At 69.4% G+C, this 13625-nt stretch carries 18 protein-coding genes; 8 read left to right on the top strand and 10 right to left on the bottom strand.

Annotated elements, in window-relative coordinates:
* Positions 1-6 precede the first annotated feature (6 nt).
* Positions 7-549 carry a DUF6668 family protein gene (locus EV644_RS11010; protein ID WP_242001017.1) on the bottom strand — a complete coding sequence of 181 codons (543 nt, stop codon included), beginning with the start codon at positions 547-549 and terminating at the stop codon, positions 7-9.
* 339 nt (positions 550-888) lie between these two features.
* Here EV644_RS11010 and EV644_RS11005 point away from each other — a divergent pair, with 339 nt between their 5' ends.
* Together EV644_RS11005 and EV644_RS11000 are read left to right on the top strand one after the other, a co-directional pair.
* The gene (locus EV644_RS11005) at positions 889-2295 is read left to right on the top strand and encodes a hypothetical protein (RefSeq protein WP_199239741.1); all 1407 of its coding nucleotides are present in this window, start codon (positions 889-891) and stop codon (positions 2293-2295) included.
* 6 nt (positions 2296-2301) lie between these two features.
* Positions 2302-2586, top strand: a complete 285-nt coding sequence (locus tag EV644_RS11000) for a hypothetical protein (protein ID WP_132191769.1) — start codon at positions 2302-2304, stop codon at positions 2584-2586.
* A 120-nt stretch (positions 2587-2706) separates the two neighbouring features.
* Here EV644_RS11000 and rplI read toward each other — a convergent pair whose 3' ends face one another.
* The 6 genes from rplI to EV644_RS10970 all read right to left on the bottom strand — a co-directional run bounded on the left by rplI (position 2707) and on the right by EV644_RS10970 (position 6664).
* Positions 2707-3153: a 50S ribosomal protein L9 gene (gene rplI, locus EV644_RS10995; protein WP_132191770.1), complete on the bottom strand. Its 447-nt coding sequence runs from the start codon at positions 3151-3153 to the stop codon at positions 2707-2709.
* Between the two features lie 14 nt (positions 3154-3167).
* Positions 3168-3401, bottom strand: coding sequence for a 30S ribosomal protein S18 (rpsR, locus tag EV644_RS10990; protein WP_012924539.1), 234 nt, complete (start codon positions 3399-3401; stop codon positions 3168-3170).
* A gap of 73 nt (positions 3402-3474) precedes the next feature.
* Positions 3475-4053 (bottom strand): single-stranded DNA-binding protein, encoded by a 579-nt coding sequence (locus tag EV644_RS10985; protein ID WP_132191771.1) that lies wholly within the window; start codon positions 4051-4053, stop codon positions 3475-3477.
* 90 nt (positions 4054-4143) lie between these two features.
* The gene (rpsF, locus tag EV644_RS10980) at positions 4144-4434 is read right to left on the bottom strand and encodes a 30S ribosomal protein S6 (RefSeq protein WP_132191772.1); all 291 of its coding nucleotides are present in this window, start codon (positions 4432-4434) and stop codon (positions 4144-4146) included.
* 167 nt (positions 4435-4601) lie between these two features.
* Positions 4602-5444, bottom strand: coding sequence for a DUF4241 domain-containing protein (locus tag EV644_RS10975; protein ID WP_132191773.1), 843 nt, complete (start codon positions 5442-5444; stop codon positions 4602-4604).
* A 26-nt stretch (positions 5445-5470) separates the two neighbouring features.
* Positions 5471-6664 carry an MFS transporter gene (locus EV644_RS10970; protein WP_132191774.1) on the bottom strand — a complete coding sequence of 398 codons (1194 nt, stop codon included), beginning with the start codon at positions 6662-6664 and terminating at the stop codon, positions 5471-5473.
* Between the two features lie 94 nt (positions 6665-6758).
* Between EV644_RS10970 and EV644_RS10965 the strand changes: the two genes are divergently transcribed.
* The 4 genes from EV644_RS10965 to EV644_RS10950 all read left to right on the top strand — a co-directional run bounded on the left by EV644_RS10965 (position 6759) and on the right by EV644_RS10950 (position 9220).
* The gene (locus EV644_RS10965) at positions 6759-7256 is read left to right on the top strand and encodes an Lrp/AsnC family transcriptional regulator (protein ID WP_132191775.1); all 498 of its coding nucleotides are present in this window, start codon (positions 6759-6761) and stop codon (positions 7254-7256) included.
* Positions 7257-7299: 43 nt separating this feature from the next.
* The gene (locus EV644_RS10960; RefSeq protein WP_132191776.1) at positions 7300-8103 is read left to right on the top strand and encodes a deoxyribonuclease IV; all 804 of its coding nucleotides are present in this window, start codon (positions 7300-7302) and stop codon (positions 8101-8103) included.
* A 136-nt stretch (positions 8104-8239) separates the two neighbouring features.
* Positions 8240-8650: a hypothetical protein gene (locus EV644_RS10955; protein WP_132191777.1), complete on the top strand. Its 411-nt coding sequence runs from the start codon at positions 8240-8242 to the stop codon at positions 8648-8650.
* A gap of 36 nt (positions 8651-8686) precedes the next feature.
* Entirely contained in the window at positions 8687-9220 is a 534-nt protein-coding gene (locus tag EV644_RS10950) for an NUDIX hydrolase (RefSeq protein ID WP_132191778.1), read from the top strand.
* Here the strand turns inward: EV644_RS10950 and EV644_RS10945 are convergent.
* Both EV644_RS10945 and EV644_RS10940 read right to left on the bottom strand, forming a co-directional pair.
* Entirely contained in the window at positions 9189-10397 is a 1209-nt protein-coding gene (locus tag EV644_RS10945) for an MFS transporter (RefSeq protein WP_132191779.1), read from the bottom strand. The two genes, EV644_RS10950 and EV644_RS10945, sit on opposite strands and share 32 nt — an antisense overlap.
* Positions 10398-10433: 36 nt before the next feature.
* Positions 10434-11156 (bottom strand): SDR family NAD(P)-dependent oxidoreductase, encoded by a 723-nt coding sequence (locus EV644_RS10940; protein WP_241998873.1) that lies wholly within the window; start codon positions 11154-11156, stop codon positions 10434-10436.
* Between the two features lie 56 nt (positions 11157-11212).
* On the opposite strand from EV644_RS10940, the gene EV644_RS10935 reads away from it, so the two are divergent.
* Positions 11213-11962 (top strand): class I SAM-dependent methyltransferase, encoded by a 750-nt coding sequence (locus EV644_RS10935; protein WP_132191781.1) that lies wholly within the window; start codon positions 11213-11215, stop codon positions 11960-11962.
* A gap of 13 nt (positions 11963-11975) precedes the next feature.
* On the opposite strand, the gene EV644_RS10930 is transcribed toward EV644_RS10935, so the two are convergent.
* Positions 11976-12542, bottom strand: a complete 567-nt coding sequence (locus EV644_RS10930; RefSeq protein ID WP_132191782.1) for a TetR/AcrR family transcriptional regulator — start codon at positions 12540-12542, stop codon at positions 11976-11978.
* 147 nt (positions 12543-12689) lie between these two features.
* On the opposite strand from EV644_RS10930, the gene EV644_RS10925 reads away from it, so the two are divergent.
* The gene (locus EV644_RS10925; RefSeq protein ID WP_132191783.1) at positions 12690-13619 is read left to right on the top strand and encodes an SDR family NAD(P)-dependent oxidoreductase; all 930 of its coding nucleotides are present in this window, start codon (positions 12690-12692) and stop codon (positions 13617-13619) included.
* Positions 13620-13625 lie beyond the last annotated feature (6 nt).

The following is a 13625-nucleotide window of genomic DNA, read 5'->3' as shown; positions in this document are numbered from 1 at the left end:
GGCCTTTCAGTATGGGGCGGGGTAGTCCGCGGGGTTTGACGCGCGAAGAGCGTAGATGGATTCGAGAACTTCGAAAACCTCGTCAGGGGTGTTCTCTGGCGTGGGATCCTCCCCCCTTCGCCACTCCTCGATCCACGGGATGTCCCAGACCCTGGGCACCCCACCGCCGACGATGTCGGCGAAGTCGTCCAGCACCCGGGGCAACCGGCCCGGAGCGTCCGCGATCAGCACCAGCCCCAGCACCGCGACCCCCTGGACCACGCCCGAGGCCCACTCGATCGCGGCCCGCTGCGCAGCCCGCAACCCCGACCCATGCGTCCTGGCCACCAGTACTACGGGCGTCGGCACGGGCGGAGGTGGGATCGGCCAGCGGTGACCGGCCGCGCGCGTCCCCGGCAGCAGCAGCGACATCGTCGTCTCGCCGGCGCCACCGTGCACCCCGACCCACCAGAGCGTGTCGGCCGCGGGGATGGCGAACTTCGGCAGCCGCTGGTCCTCGGCCGGTGCGGGCACTCCGTGCTGAGGCGCGGAAGGGCCCCGCGGGGTCATGTCGACCTGCGGCGGCACGGGGCCTTGAGGCGGTTGAGCTGACCCTTGCCCCGACTGTTGCTGCCGAGTCCACGGGTTCTGCGGTTGCGTCATGGCCCCTCCTCTCGCGGCGTGTCACGGGCTGTCGCCCACAGTATTCTCTCGCTTCCCGGGTGTGCTGATGTGACCCATCCACAGGCGAGGATGTTTCTACCCCCTTGTCGGGGTCAGACGAGCCGACCGGCTCGCAGAGTGGTATGCCTTCGGGCGGCAGCATGTCTTCGGGCGGTCGACATGCTAGAACGAGAGGCCGACAACCCGATGACCGAGGGAGAGCAGTGGCGGGGATGAGGGGTGACCATGGCTGAGAAGGGCATCCCTTCGTGGCCCAAGGTCACGATCCGGCTGTACGACGACCACAACGCCGAGGTGAAGATCGCCGGGCGCAGTCATCCGGTGAACCACCACGATCCACGCCAGGCCGCGATCGCCCTCGTGGCCGACCGCGCGGGTCAGCTCGGCCGCCCGGTGAAGGCGACCGCGGTCGAATCCGACGGCTCGTCCTGGCCGCTGGTCATCCACCCCGACGGCCGGGTCGAGGCGATCGAAGCCGCACCCAAGTCGGACAAGCCGATCTGGCCGATCATCGCCGCCGCCGGCCTGGCCATCGTGCTCGTCGGTGGCACGGCCTTCTATCTGCTGATGCCGCGCGACAACAGCCCCAAGGACCCGAATCCCCCAGCCGCCAACAAGCTGCCCGAACTGCCCGCGCCGAAGGTCGTGCCCGACCAGTTCGTGGCCCGGCCGGCGCCGCCTGGTTGGTCGACGAACGCGGCCTGGACGGTCGACATCGCCGAGGACTCGACTCCGGTGGTGTCCCCGGACGGTAGCGAGGTCGCAGTACTGACGCAGGACAACAAGATCGCCGTCTTCGACAGTTCGGGCAAGGTGCTCTGGCAGGACAAGGTGCCGAAGAACGCGGACAACCCGGTCTACACCACCATCGACTCCAAGCCGGTGCTGGCGGTGACCACGCCGAAATCGTTGCTCTACTGGCCCGGTGACGGCATCGAGTCGACGGAGGTAGAACTGCCGGACGCCGCGCGGGTGCAGTTCTTCGGGACGTCCCCGCTGGTACTGCTGAACGACGGCGACGCGGGTGCGAGTGTTGTCAGCGGCAAGGATCTGCACCCCGTGCAGAACCAGCCGCGACTGTCGACGATCCTGCTGGCCGAGGGCGACAAGGCCTTGATGGCAAGGTATGCGGGCCCGCTGTACTGGAGCCAGACGGGCAAGGACCTGGTCGAAATGCCGCTCAAGCCGCCGGCCGGTGCCAGCGGCATCAACCACATCGCGATGGCCAGCCCCGGGCGCGCGCTGGTGATCTGGAACGTCGCGAAGTCGACCGACGTGATCCCGACGGTGAGCTCGACCGCGGACGGCTCGGTGGTCGCGACCTGCCCGAAGGTGGCGGCGCAGCAGCCGGACGACTGGAAGTGGCTGCCCGACCAGGGCGGCAAGGTCGCCGCCTGGGGTGAGTGCATGATCAACTTCACCAGCCGCAAGACGAGCCTGCTAACGGACTTCTCGCCGCAGTCGGTCACCCAGACGACGATCTACGGCACCCTCGACGGCAAGCCGGCCACGATCGTGCCGGGCGGCCGTGCTGGCACGCTGGCCGCGCCGACCGCCAGGCCGTGGGGCATCGTCGGCAACCACGCCATCGTCGTCCACGCCTCGGTTCTGTACGCCCTGGACAAGAAGTAACCCGCGATGAAGACCTCGAACGCACTCCGCGTACGCCGGGCCCGGTCGGCCCGGTGGACGGCGGCTATCGCGGCTGCCGGCGCGTTGGTCCTGACACCGATCGCGGCGGTGGCCACTGGGCTGGACGACGACCCGGCGCCTTCCGGTTGGCCCTCGGTCGCCGAGCCGGCCGACTCCAACAGCACGGTGTCGGACCCGCGGCCGACGAACCCGCCGACGGTCGCCAAGCCCCCGGAGGGGGAGGCCTCCGACCCCACGGTGCTTTCCTGGCCGGGCCCTCAGCAGCAGTAGCCGACGGCAACCGGCTTGCAGGCGGCGGCATCCCCGTAAGGGGCCGGCGGCAACGAACGGACAAACGAAACGGCCCGCTCTCGAGAGAGCGGGCCGTTCGGTGTTCGGGTGAGGGTGCCGTCAGACGGCTACGACCTCGAGGCGGACGGTGGCCGCCACGTCCGGGTGGAGCTGGACCGACACCTGGTGCTTGCCGGTGGTCTTGATCGGCGAGCCGATCGAGATCGCCCGCTTCTCCACCAGCGGACCACCGGACGACTTGATCGCGCCGGCGATGTCCGCCGGGGTGACCGAGCCGAACAGGCGGCCGGTCTCGCCGGCCTTCACGTCCAGCTTGACGCCGAGCTGCTCGAGCTGGTTCTTGACCTCGCTCGCGTGCTCCTTGCCCTGGATCGCCCGGGCGTCACGCGCCCGCTTGATCGACTGGATCTGCTTCTCTGCTCCACGGGTCCAGCCGATGGCCAGACCACGCGGTACGAGGTAGTTGCGGCCGTAGCCGTCCTTGACCTCGACGATGTCGCCGGGGGCTCCGAGGCCCTCGACCTCCTGCGCCAGGATGAGCTTCATGTCTCAGACCTCCCTCAGCGAGCGGTGCTCGTGTAAGGCAGCAGAGCCACCTCGCGAGCGTTCTTGATAGCGGTGGCCACGTCGCGCTGGTGCTGCACGCAGTTGCCCGTCACCCGGCGCGCGCGGATCTTGCCGCGGTCGGAGATGAACTTGCGCAGCAGCGCGGTGTCCTTGTAATCGACGTACGTTGCCTTGTCCTTGCAGAAGCCGCAGACCTTCTTCTTCGGCTTCCGAATGATCTTGGCCATTGTGGTGCTCTCTTCCTACTACGAAAGCCCGGCTGGTGCCGGAATGGTCACTCGGATTGTTGTCCTGCTCGGGTCAGAACGGAGGCTCTTCCATCGAGCCGCCACCGGTCTGACCTGCCCAGGGGTCGTTCTGCGGAGCGGCCTGGCCGCCACCGCCGCCACCCTGCGGGGTCGCCCAGGGGTCGTTCGCCGGCGCGCCACCCTGGCCGCCACCGCCGAAACCACCACCACCCTGGTTGCCACCGCCACCACCGAAGCCGCCGCCACCTTCGCCGCCGGGGCCCGAGCGCATCGCCCGGGTCACCTTGGCGGTGGCGCTGCGCAGGCTGGGACCGACCTCGTCCACGTCGATCTCGAAGACCGTGCGCTTGTTGCCCTCACGGTCGTCGTACGAGCGGGACTTGAGCCGGCCCTGCACGATCACGCGCATGCCGCGCTGCAGCGACTCGGCCACGTTCTCCGCGGCCTGCCGCCAGACGGAACAACTCAGGAACAGCGACTCGCCGTCCTTCCATTCACCTGACTGCCGGTCGTACGTCCGCGGGGTCGACGCGACGCGGAAGTTCGCGACGGCCGCACCGGACGGGGTGAACCGGAGTTCAGGGTCGTCGACAAGATTGCCGACCAGTGTCACGACGGTTTCGCCTGCCATTGCCGTTCCTCCTGCTATCGGGTGTGGCTGTGTCTACAGCTAATCAGTAACGGTCGGCACCGACACTGAAGCTGCTGACGACCCCAGGGATCAGTGCTGGTCCGGCCGGATGACCTTGGTGCGGAGGATCGACTCGTTCAGCGTGAGCTGACGGTCGAGCTCCTTCACCACTGCCGGCTCGGCGGTCAGGTCGATGATGGCGTAAATGCCCTCGGCCTTCTTCTTCACGTCATAGGCCAGCTTGCGACGACCCCAGATGTCGAGCTTCTCGACCGTTCCACCTTCCTTGCGGACGATGTTCAGGTACTGGTCGAGCGAGGGCTCGACGGTGCGCTCTTCGGTCTCCGGGTCGAGGATCACCATGACTTCATAACGACGCATGCGCGAACTCCACCTCCTTCGGACTCAGGCGGCCACGGTCTTTCCGTGGCAGGAGGGCGATGCGGTGTGCTCCACGCCGACAATCGCCGTCGGCGTCAAGCAAGGAGCCCGGTCGAAGGACCGGGCAACACAAACAGAATACCAGCGGCCGGACGTGCTCCTGACCACTATCCACAGGTCTGCTGGAAGGGTCTCCCGTCACTTCCGCCCCAACAGTCTCCCCAGCAACCCCGGCCCCGATCCTCGCCGCCAGCCGGAGCCGGTCCTGAACCCGCACTCGAACCCGCCGGAGCGGTGGCCGGAGCCGGTGTGTCCGCGTGAGAGACCGGAGCGTCCTCAGCCGGAGCTGCCTCGTCCTCCTCGTCGGATCCCACGACCAGGAGATCGATGTGGATGGCCAGCGGGCGGCCGGTCGCGTCCAGGGTTCGCAGTACAGGGTAGGCGCCGTCGCCCCAGCCGGAGTGGGACAGGACCACGTTCTCGCCGGCCTTCGCCAGCGGCATGACGATGTTCGCGCACCCGCCGCGGAGGTGCTCCGCCGAGTCCATCAGCGCGAACCAGCTGTCGTCCTGGTCGTTGTCGAACACGTCCTCGTACCAGTCGCCGGCCGGCATCGCGGTTCCGACCGCCTCGGCATCGGCGAAGGCGACCGTGCCCGCGTCCACCGGCACCACCCAGTACTCCCCGTCCGGCAGGTCGTCACCCGACTGCCGCGCCGCTTCCACGGCGGCCGCCTCGCCCTCGGCCAGTACGACGCTGAGGTACGCCTCGCGAAGGTGACTGCCGTCCTGCTCGTCGGACACGTCCGCGACGGTGACCCGGACCGGGTACTCCCCCGGCGGAACGCCGACGACCTGTCCTTCGCCGAGATTCACGAACGGGTCACTCGCCTCCAGGTGACCACTCGGCACCTGCAGCAGGCCGAGATCGTGGACGGTCAGCGCCCAGGTCTGCCCGTCGACCAGAACGGGTCCTGGGCGCAGGGCGTGGAAGTTCTCCGGAGTCGGCACCGCGCAAGGCTAGCCAGTCCAAGCGATCAGCAGGAGGGTTCGAGGGACTTCTGGTCGACAGGAGTGTCGCGGCGGAGGGCCACCAGGAGGAGGAGCGGCAAGGCGAGAGTGATCGAGCACGCGGCCAGGAGAGCGAAGCCGCCGGCCGCGAAGAGCCAGGTGGAAGCGGCAGTGGCCAGTGCGGCGACCGCCCACACCCAGGCTTCCACCTTGCTCTCCAGCTTGGCTCGGGCGGCTGGGGAGTTCGCGCCCGCGGTGCTGAGGAGCGCGCTGCCTCCTAGGTAGCAGAGGTTCCAGCCGTAGCCGAGGACGAACAATGCCGGGGTGAAGGTCATGCCGCTCGGTCCTGCGATGACAAGTGCGGACACTGCGACGGTGGCGAGTCCCGCGAGCATCGCCGGACGCGGGCCGGACCTGTCGATCCACCAGCCGGTGACCGGCGCCAACGCGAACATGCCGAAGGTGTGCGCCGACAGCATCAGCCCGAGCATGCTGAGCCCCTGCCCGTGGTGGTGAGCGTGGACCGGCACCGAGGTCATCAGAGCCACCATCACCAGATGCCCGACGAGCATCACGCCCGCCGCCACGAAGACCGTCGTACTGCGTGCCGCCGGCCCGCGCTGCGCGTCGTCGAGCCCCACAGCGTTCGGAGTTGCAGGGGTGGCGTGGATGGGCTGGATACGGCTAGCAGCCAGCAGGGCTGAGAAGGCAGCCGCTACGGCAAGGAGGAAGGGGCCGGCGAGGGGTGGGAGTCCCACAGAGACCGCAAACCCCTGGGCCGGCTCCAGGAGGAACGGCCCGCCCACCGCGCCCGCAGTACCGGCCCAGACGACTGTGCCCATTGCGGCGGCTCGCCGGGACGGGTCGACGGACTCCCCAGCGGCGTACCGCGACAGGAGGCTGGCTGCGTTGCCGGCGCCGAGCAGGAGCATGCCGAGGAAGAGCAGGATGACCGGTGCTCCAACGGCTGCCAGCACTGTCAAGGCGCCGCCGGCTACTGCGATGGCGTAGCCGGTGCGGAGTGCTTGTGCGCGGCCGAGCCGGGAACTCCACCGGCCGACGGCCACGGCGCCGGCCGCCGTACCGAGGACGCCTGCGGTGTTGGGCAGGCCGGCCAGGGCCGGGGAGAGTTCGTCGGCGATCAGGATGGTGCTGACCGCGCTGGCGGCGACCATCGCGGCGTTCATCAGGGCGGCGGCGAGAACGACGGGGATCAGCATGTCTTCAACGCTAGGAAGGCCGCTGCTTCCGTTGAATACCTGAAGTAAGGCGTCAGGGCTTGCGGAGTAGCGATACCAAAGGTGTTCTGGGGAGATGACCTTTCAGGAGCGAAACCTGGACGCCACCGACTGGCAGATCCTCGGCGAACTGCAGGCCGACGGGCGGCTGTCGTTCAACCAGCTCGGCAAGCGGGTGAACCTGTCGCCACCGGCCGTGGCCGATCGGGTACGGCGGCTCGAGGAGGCGGGCGTGATCGCCGGGTACAAGGCGCAGGTGGATCCGGCCCGCGCGGGGCAGCCGCTGTCGGCGTTCGTCCAGATGCGGTGCACGACCGGGCGGTGCCTGCTGAAGACGACCCGCTCGGAGGACTTCCCGGAGGTGCTGGAGATCCACAAGCTCAGCGGCAACTCGTGCTCGATGCTGCGAGTCCGGGTCGCCTCGATGCGGCACTTGGAGGGCCTGTTCGAGCGGCTCGGCGAGCACGGCGAGATGAACACCCACGTCGTCCTGTCCACCGAGTTCGAGGGCCGCCCGGTCCAGCCACCAGTGCCCGACGCCCGCCCGGTGACACGCTCCCAAGGCTGGTCCTGACACGGGTTGCGGGACTGTCGGTCGGCGGCCATAAGGTGGCGGCATGACCTTGAAACTAGGTGCGCACGTCGATCAGGACGACCCGCTGGCCGAGGCGGCCGACCGGGGCGCCGACCTGGTCCAGTTCTTCCTCGGCGACCCGCAGGGATGGAAGGGGCCGAAGGTCTCGTACTCCGACGGCGCCGAGGCGTTGCGGGTGCGGGCGGAAGCCGAGGGCATCGACCTTTACGTGCACGCGCCGTACGTGCTCAACGTGGCGACGCTGAACAACCGGATCCGGATCCCCAGCCGCAAACTCTTGCAGCAGACGCTCGACAAGGCGGCCGAGGTGGGCGTCAAGGGCGTCATCGTGCACGGCGGGCACGTGGGCAAGGGTGACGACCCGGAGACCGGGTTCGACAACTGGCGCAAGTGCATCGAGCGGGCGGCGCTCCCGGTGCCGCTGCTGATCGAGAACACCGCGGGCGGGGACAACGCGATGGCGCGGCAGCTGGACCGGATCGCGCGGTTGTGGGAGGCGGTGCAGGACTCAGGCAACGAGAACCTCGACCGCGTCGGGTTCTGCCTCGACACCTGCCACTTCCATGCCGGCGGCGAGGAACTGTCGACGATCGTGGAGAAGGTCACCGCGATCACCGGCCGGATCGACCTCGTGCACGCGAACGGGTCGCGCGATGCCTTCGGCTCCGGGGCCGACCGCCACAGCAACTTCGAGGAGGGCGAGATCGATCCCGCCGAGATCGTCGCCGTGGTGAAGGCCGCGGGCGCGCCGGTGGTGGTGGAGACGCCGAACGGCGATCACGGCCAGAAGGCGGACATCGACTACCTGCGAGCCCACCTGAAGTGAGCCCGGCCCCTGGGACGGGGCGGGAGTAGCACCGGCATCCCGGGACGTCGTACCGCCGTAGTGGCGGGGCTCCGGCGTGGAGTACTGGCGGTAGCGCTGGCGGCCTGACGCGGAGAACTGCGGTAGCGTCCGGCGCATGGCAGCGGCCGAACCTTCCCCCGAGCGTGCCCAGCGCACCACCACGCGACTCCTCTGGACCAGCGCGGGACTGACGGTGCTGGTCGGCGTGTTCCTCGTCTCCGACGTGATCCGCACCGCCGACCGGTACACCGCACTCGCCTGGGTGGGCGTCGCCCTGTCCACTCTCGCCATCCTGAGCCTGACGGTCCTGTACGCCGGCTGCGCCTCCGGCCGGCTCAGCCTGAACCAACAAGCCGTCGGCAAGCTCACCCTCTTCCAGCTCTCTACCCTGTGTCTGGTGATCGCCGTGGGCGCCGACATCCTCATCCCCGCCCGCAACACCGGCGGCCTGGCCCTACTCCTTCCCTGGGCCATCACCTACTGGCTCCACAACCTCCGCCCGACGGAGCGCAACACTCCCGCCTGAGCGGAGCAGCGCTCGTCCGCAGGGGAGAATGTCCCGATGCAGACCTGGGTGGAGCGGTTTCCGGAGCTCTTCGCGCCGGCCTTCTGGGCGTGGGGCGAGCTCGACGTCAGGTTCACCACCGAGCAGCCGGCGGACGAGCTGGTCAGCAACGTGCACGTGGTCGGCCGGACCGAGGGTGGCGTCGTCGTGTGCGCCAACGACCTCGGCTGGCGGTTCCTGCCTGGCGGGACCAGGGAGCCGGACGAGCCGATCCACGAGACCGCCCGGCGCGAACTGCTGGAGGAGGCCGGCGCCCGGATCACCGGCCCGCTGACCTGGATCGGCGCGCACCGCGCGGACCACCGCCGCCCCGGGCCCTACCGGCCGCATCTGCCGCACCCGGTCTCGTACTGGATCAACGTGGTCGCGGACGTCGTGATCGAGGCCGCCCCGACCAACCCGCCGGACGGCGAGCAGGTGACCGAAGTACTGGTGCTGCCGCCCGACGAGGCGATCGCCTATCTCGATGAGCACCCGGACGGCGTGATGGGCAACGTGGTCAGACTGGCTCAGGCAATGGGACTGGTTTAGCCGAGCGCCACGGCAGTACGAAGGCGCTGGCCAGGCAGCCAACGCCGGCGATCAGGAACGTGGTCCGCAGACTGGTGAGACCGGCCAGCACACCGCCGGCCGCTATGAAGGCCGGCTGCACGGACCGCGAGGTGATCGACCACGAGGTGAGGACCCGCGCCATGAACCCGTCCTCGGTCACGTCCATCCGGTAGGTGGCGAACGACGGGTTGAAGGCGCCGGCCGCGACCAGCAGCCCGGTGTCGGCGATCGCCAGCAGGGCGAGCCCGCCCCAGCCGGGTGGAGCAAGCGGGAACAACAGCAGCCACGGCGTCCGCAGTACGCCGAAGACGAGCAGCATGCGATGCAGCCCGTACCGGCGGGTCAGCCGCGGCGCCAGCCGAGCGCCGAGGACGGCTCCCAGGCACGGCAGCCCCAGGAAGAGCCCGTACTGCCAGGGGGCCAGGCCGAGGTCACGAAGCATGAAGACGGTGAGCAGCGGCGATGTCATCATCACCGGGCCGCCGAACAGTTGCGAGTTCCAGAACAGCGCCCTGAGCCCGCGGTGCCGCCAGATGTAGCGCCAGCCGGCGGTGACGTCGGTCTTCTCGGTGCGCTCGGCCGGACGCGGTTCCGGCTGCCGGATCCGCCGGATGCCGAGCGCCGAGAACAGGAACGAGACCGCGTCGATCCCCAGCGTCACGGTCGCTCCGACCAGGCCGACCAGCGCGCCGCCGATCGGTGGTCCGATGCTCAGCGTCGTCCACGTCGTCTGCTCGAACTTGCTGTTCGCCTCGGCTCGGTTCTCTGCCGAGACCAGCGCCTTGAGGTGCGCTCCGCTCGCAGCTGTGAACACGATCAGAGCCGCGGCCTGCAGGACGCCGACCACGCACAACTGCACATAGGTCAGCAGGCCGATCGCCGCCGCGAGCGGCACGCTCAGCAGAGATCCGAACCTGACCAGGTCGGCCGCGATCATCACCGGCCGCTTGTAGCGCTGCTCGATGAAATCGCCCGCAGGCAACGCGATCGCGGCGCCCGCCAGCGCCGACAGCGCGGCCAGCATCGACACCTGGAACGTGGTCACATCGAGCACGAGCACCGCGACCAACGGCAGCGCTCCGAACCCGATCGCACTCCCTGCCGCGCTGACGGTGAAGGCTGTCCACAACCGGCGGAAGTCCTGACCCAAGGGCATCGGCCGATCGTAGGACCGGCCACCGACATCTTCCCGTCAGCGCAGGTTGAGCCCGCCGTCGAGCAGGATCACCTCACCCGTCAGATACCTGTTCGCGAGGATCGAGGCGATCAGGTCCGCCACGTCCGAGGGCTGCGCCGCACGTCGCATCGGACTCGCGGTTCGCCACAACTCCTGGGCATCGGTCCACGATGCCGTCATCGCCGTGTCGACCAGCCCGGGCGCGACCGCGTTGACCCGTACTTCGGGTCCGAGCGCGGCCGCGAGCAACTTGGTCACGTGGTTCAGCGCAGCCTTGCTCGCGGCGTACCCGATGGAGCTTCCCTTCGGGCGGACCCCGGCATGGCTGGTCACGTTGACGATGGAGCCACCCGACTCGCGCAGCGCGGGCAGCGCCGCAGTGCAGAGCAACCAAGGGGCGATCAGGTTCACGTCGAGCAGCCGTCGCCAGTCGGCCGCGGTCAACGCCTCCAGGTCGGCGTGCGGCACCGGCCAACTGATCCCCGCGTTGTTCACCAGTACGTCGAGCCGCCCGTGCTCGGCGATCACCTGCGGCACGAGCCCGGCGGCTTCGTCGTCGTTCGCGAGGTCGGCCTGCAGGTAGGTTCCACCGAGCTCGGCGGCCAGCGCGAGGCCGGTGTCGCGGCTGCTCCGGGAGTGCACCACCACCGTCATCCCGTCGGCGGCGAGCCGCCTCGCCGTCGCTTCACCGATCCCTGAGGTCGATCCCGTCACCAACGCCACCGCACGTGTCTGCACCGACACAGCCTAGGAAGTCTGTGTACGCGGCCGCCCATCGTCCCTACTGTGAGCAGATGGGGGCATATGAGGAACTCGTCGAGGAGGCCACGTCGGCCTCCTTCAGCGGGTGGGACTTCAGCTGGCTCGGTTACCGTGCGGTGAGCGCAGATCTCTCCTGGTCATACGACCGGCTCGCCCGTGCCGCGCTGGAGCAGGCGACCGGGGTGCTCGACGTCGACACCGGCGGCGGCGAGCTGCTCGCCTCGCTCGCGCCATTGCCCGCGGCAACCATTGCCACCGAGGGCTACGAGCCGAACGTCCCGCTCGCGCGCTGCCGGCTGTACTCGCTCGGCGTCGACGTCCGGCAGCACCCGACCGGGGACCCGTTCCCGGTCGAGGACGGCGCGGTCGACCTGGTACTGAACCGCCACGGCCGCCTCGACGCCGCGGAGCTGGCCCGCGTACTGCGAACCGACGGCGTGCTGGTGACCCAGCAGGTCGGCAGCCGCAACGACGCCGACCTGAACGAGGCGCTCGGTGCTGCACCGGTGATGCTGCCGGACGCCAACACCTGTGAGGGCGCAGTGAACGCCCTTCGCGAGCACGGGTTCGAGATCCTCGAGGCCGCCGAGGAGTGGCCGGAGTTCGTCTTCCTCGACGTCGGCGCGATCGTCTTCCACCTGCGCGCGATCCCGTGGCAGATCCCGGACTTCGACGTGGACAACTACGAGCCCGCGCTTCGGGCGCTGGACCAGCGGATGCGCACGAACGGGCCGTTCGTCGCCCACAACCACCGCTACCTGATCCGGGCCAGACTCCGGTAACTCAGCCGATCTCTCAGCCGCGGTACCGCAGGCCGTCCATCAGGAGGTCGAGCAACCGCCCGGCCTGCTCGCGGTTGGACCCGGCGGCCAGTGCAACGCCGCTCAGGCTGATCAGTACGTCGCCCGCTGCGATGTCGGACCGGATCTCGCCCGCGGCAGAGCTGGCCTCGAGCAGCGGCTGGATCGCGCCGACCAGGAGCTCGAAGCTGTGCGCGTACGGGTCGGCGCCGGACGCGATCACCGCGCGCAACGCGTCGGCCATGCCGATCTTGCGGGTCATGTAGTCGATGAAGCGATCCATCCACGCCCGGGTCGCCTCGGCCGGCGGCATCGAGGCGAGCAGCTCGGGAGCGGCGTCGCAGACCACGGCCAGTTCGTTGCGGTAGGCAGCCTCGACCAGCGCCTCCCGGGTCGGGAAGTGCCGGTAGAGCGTGCCGATCCCGACCCCGGCGTTCTTGGCGATGCCTTCGAGGGTCGCCTCCAGGCCGCACTTGGAGAAGGACTCGACCGCCGCGGCGAGCAGCAGGTCGCGGTTCCGCTGGGCGTCCGCGCGCAGCGGACGTTCACCGGTCACCCCCATCCCACTCCCCTTCCACCCGCTCTGCCTACGGACCACGAACCTAGCCGACCACAGCGTCGGCTTGAGAACCGGAGGTTCCTCCGGTTAACTGTCTCTTACCGGAGGTTCCTCCGTTTAAGTCTAGCTCGGACCAGAACAGGACAGACGATGAGCAGAATCACCACCCCCTTCACCCGGGAGTCGACGGCGGACGAGGTCCTCGCCGGGGTCGACCTGAGCGGACGGCGGGCCGTCGTCACCGGCGGCGCGTCCGGGATCGGTGTCGAGACCGCCCGGGTGCTGGCAGCCGCCGGCGCCGAGGTCACCCTCGCGGTCCGCAACGTCGAGGCCGGCCGGCGCACCGCAGCCGAGATCACCGCGAGGACCGGCAACCAGGGCGTCCTGGTCGAGCCGATCGAGCTGGCCGACCAGGAATCCGTCCGCGCCTTCGCCGGCCGCTGGCAGGGCCCGCTGCACATCCTGGTCAACAACGCGGGCGTGATGGCCGAGCCGCTGACCCGGACGCCGGAAGGCTGGGAGCACCAGTTCGCGACCAACCACCTCGGCCACTTCGGCCTGGCCCTCGGCCTCCACCCCGCGCTCGCGGCCGCCGGAAACGCCCGGATCGTGTCCGTCAGTTCCAGCGCCCACCTGCGCTCGGGGATCGTGTTCGACGACATCCACTTCGAGAACCGCCCGTACGAGCCGTGGTCGGCGTACGGGCAGTCCAAGACGGCGAACGTGCTCTTCGCGGTCGAGGCGACCAAGCGCTGGGCGCCGAACGGGATCACCGCGAACGCGCTGATGCCAGGCGGGATCCGCACCGCCCTGCAGCGGCACCAGGACCCGGACAACGACCCGGAGCTCAAGAGGATCTTCGACAACTACGCCTGGAAGACGGTCGAGGAGGGTGCGGCCACCTCGGTCCTGCTTGCAGCGTCGCCGCTGCTCGAGGGCGTCGGCGGCCGGTACTTCGAGGACGTCAACGAGGCCGAGCCGCACGTGCCCGGCCGGGACGGCGGAGTCGCGGAGTACGCCCTCGACCCGGAAGCCGCCACCCGGCTCTGGGAGGTCTCGCTCGACCACGTGAACCGCTGATCCACC

The organism is Kribbella orskensis (genome assembly GCF_004342085.1).
GTDB lineage: Bacteria > Actinomycetota > Actinomycetes > Propionibacteriales > Kribbellaceae > Kribbella > Kribbella orskensis.
This window is presented reverse-complemented; position numbering and strand designations above follow the sequence as displayed.

Excerpts from the sequence above, each read along its gene's own strand:
- EV644_RS11010 (WP_242001017.1), bottom strand. The coding sequence starts at position 549 with ATGACCCCGCGGGGCCCTTCCGCGCCTCAGCACGGAGTGCCCGCACCG.
- EV644_RS11005 (WP_199239741.1), top strand. The coding sequence starts at position 889 with ATGGCTGAGAAGGGCATCCCTTCGTGGCCCAAGGTCACGATCCGGCTG.
- EV644_RS10985 (WP_132191771.1), bottom strand. The coding sequence starts at position 4,053 with ATGGCAGGCGAAACCGTCGTGACACTGGTCGGCAATCTTGTCGACGAC.
- EV644_RS10970 (WP_132191774.1), bottom strand. The coding sequence starts at position 6,664 with ATGCTGATCCCCGTCGTTCTCGCCGCCGCCCTGATGAACGCCGCGATG.
- EV644_RS10935 (WP_132191781.1), top strand. The coding sequence starts at position 11,213 with ATGGGGGCATATGAGGAACTCGTCGAGGAGGCCACGTCGGCCTCCTTC.
- EV644_RS10930 (WP_132191782.1), bottom strand. The coding sequence starts at position 12,542 with ATGGGGGTGACCGGTGAACGTCCGCTGCGCGCGGACGCCCAGCGGAAC.
- EV644_RS10925 (WP_132191783.1), top strand. The coding sequence starts at position 12,690 with ATGAGCAGAATCACCACCCCCTTCACCCGGGAGTCGACGGCGGACGAG.
- rplI (WP_132191770.1), bottom strand. The coding sequence starts at position 3,153 with ATGAAGCTCATCCTGGCGCAGGAGGTCGAGGGCCTCGGAGCCCCCGGC.
- EV644_RS10950 (WP_132191778.1), top strand. The coding sequence starts at position 8,687 with ATGCAGACCTGGGTGGAGCGGTTTCCGGAGCTCTTCGCGCCGGCCTTC.
- EV644_RS10955 (WP_132191777.1), top strand. The coding sequence starts at position 8,240 with ATGGCAGCGGCCGAACCTTCCCCCGAGCGTGCCCAGCGCACCACCACG.
- EV644_RS10965 (WP_132191775.1), top strand. The coding sequence starts at position 6,759 with ATGACCTTTCAGGAGCGAAACCTGGACGCCACCGACTGGCAGATCCTC.
- rpsR (WP_012924539.1), bottom strand. The coding sequence starts at position 3,401 with ATGGCCAAGATCATTCGGAAGCCGAAGAAGAAGGTCTGCGGCTTCTGC.
- rpsF (WP_132191772.1), bottom strand. The coding sequence starts at position 4,434 with ATGCGTCGTTATGAAGTCATGGTGATCCTCGACCCGGAGACCGAAGAG.
- EV644_RS10960 (WP_132191776.1), top strand. The coding sequence starts at position 7,300 with ATGACCTTGAAACTAGGTGCGCACGTCGATCAGGACGACCCGCTGGCC.
- EV644_RS10945 (WP_132191779.1), bottom strand. The coding sequence starts at position 10,397 with ATGCCCTTGGGTCAGGACTTCCGCCGGTTGTGGACAGCCTTCACCGTC.
- EV644_RS11000 (WP_132191769.1), top strand. The coding sequence starts at position 2,302 with ATGAAGACCTCGAACGCACTCCGCGTACGCCGGGCCCGGTCGGCCCGG.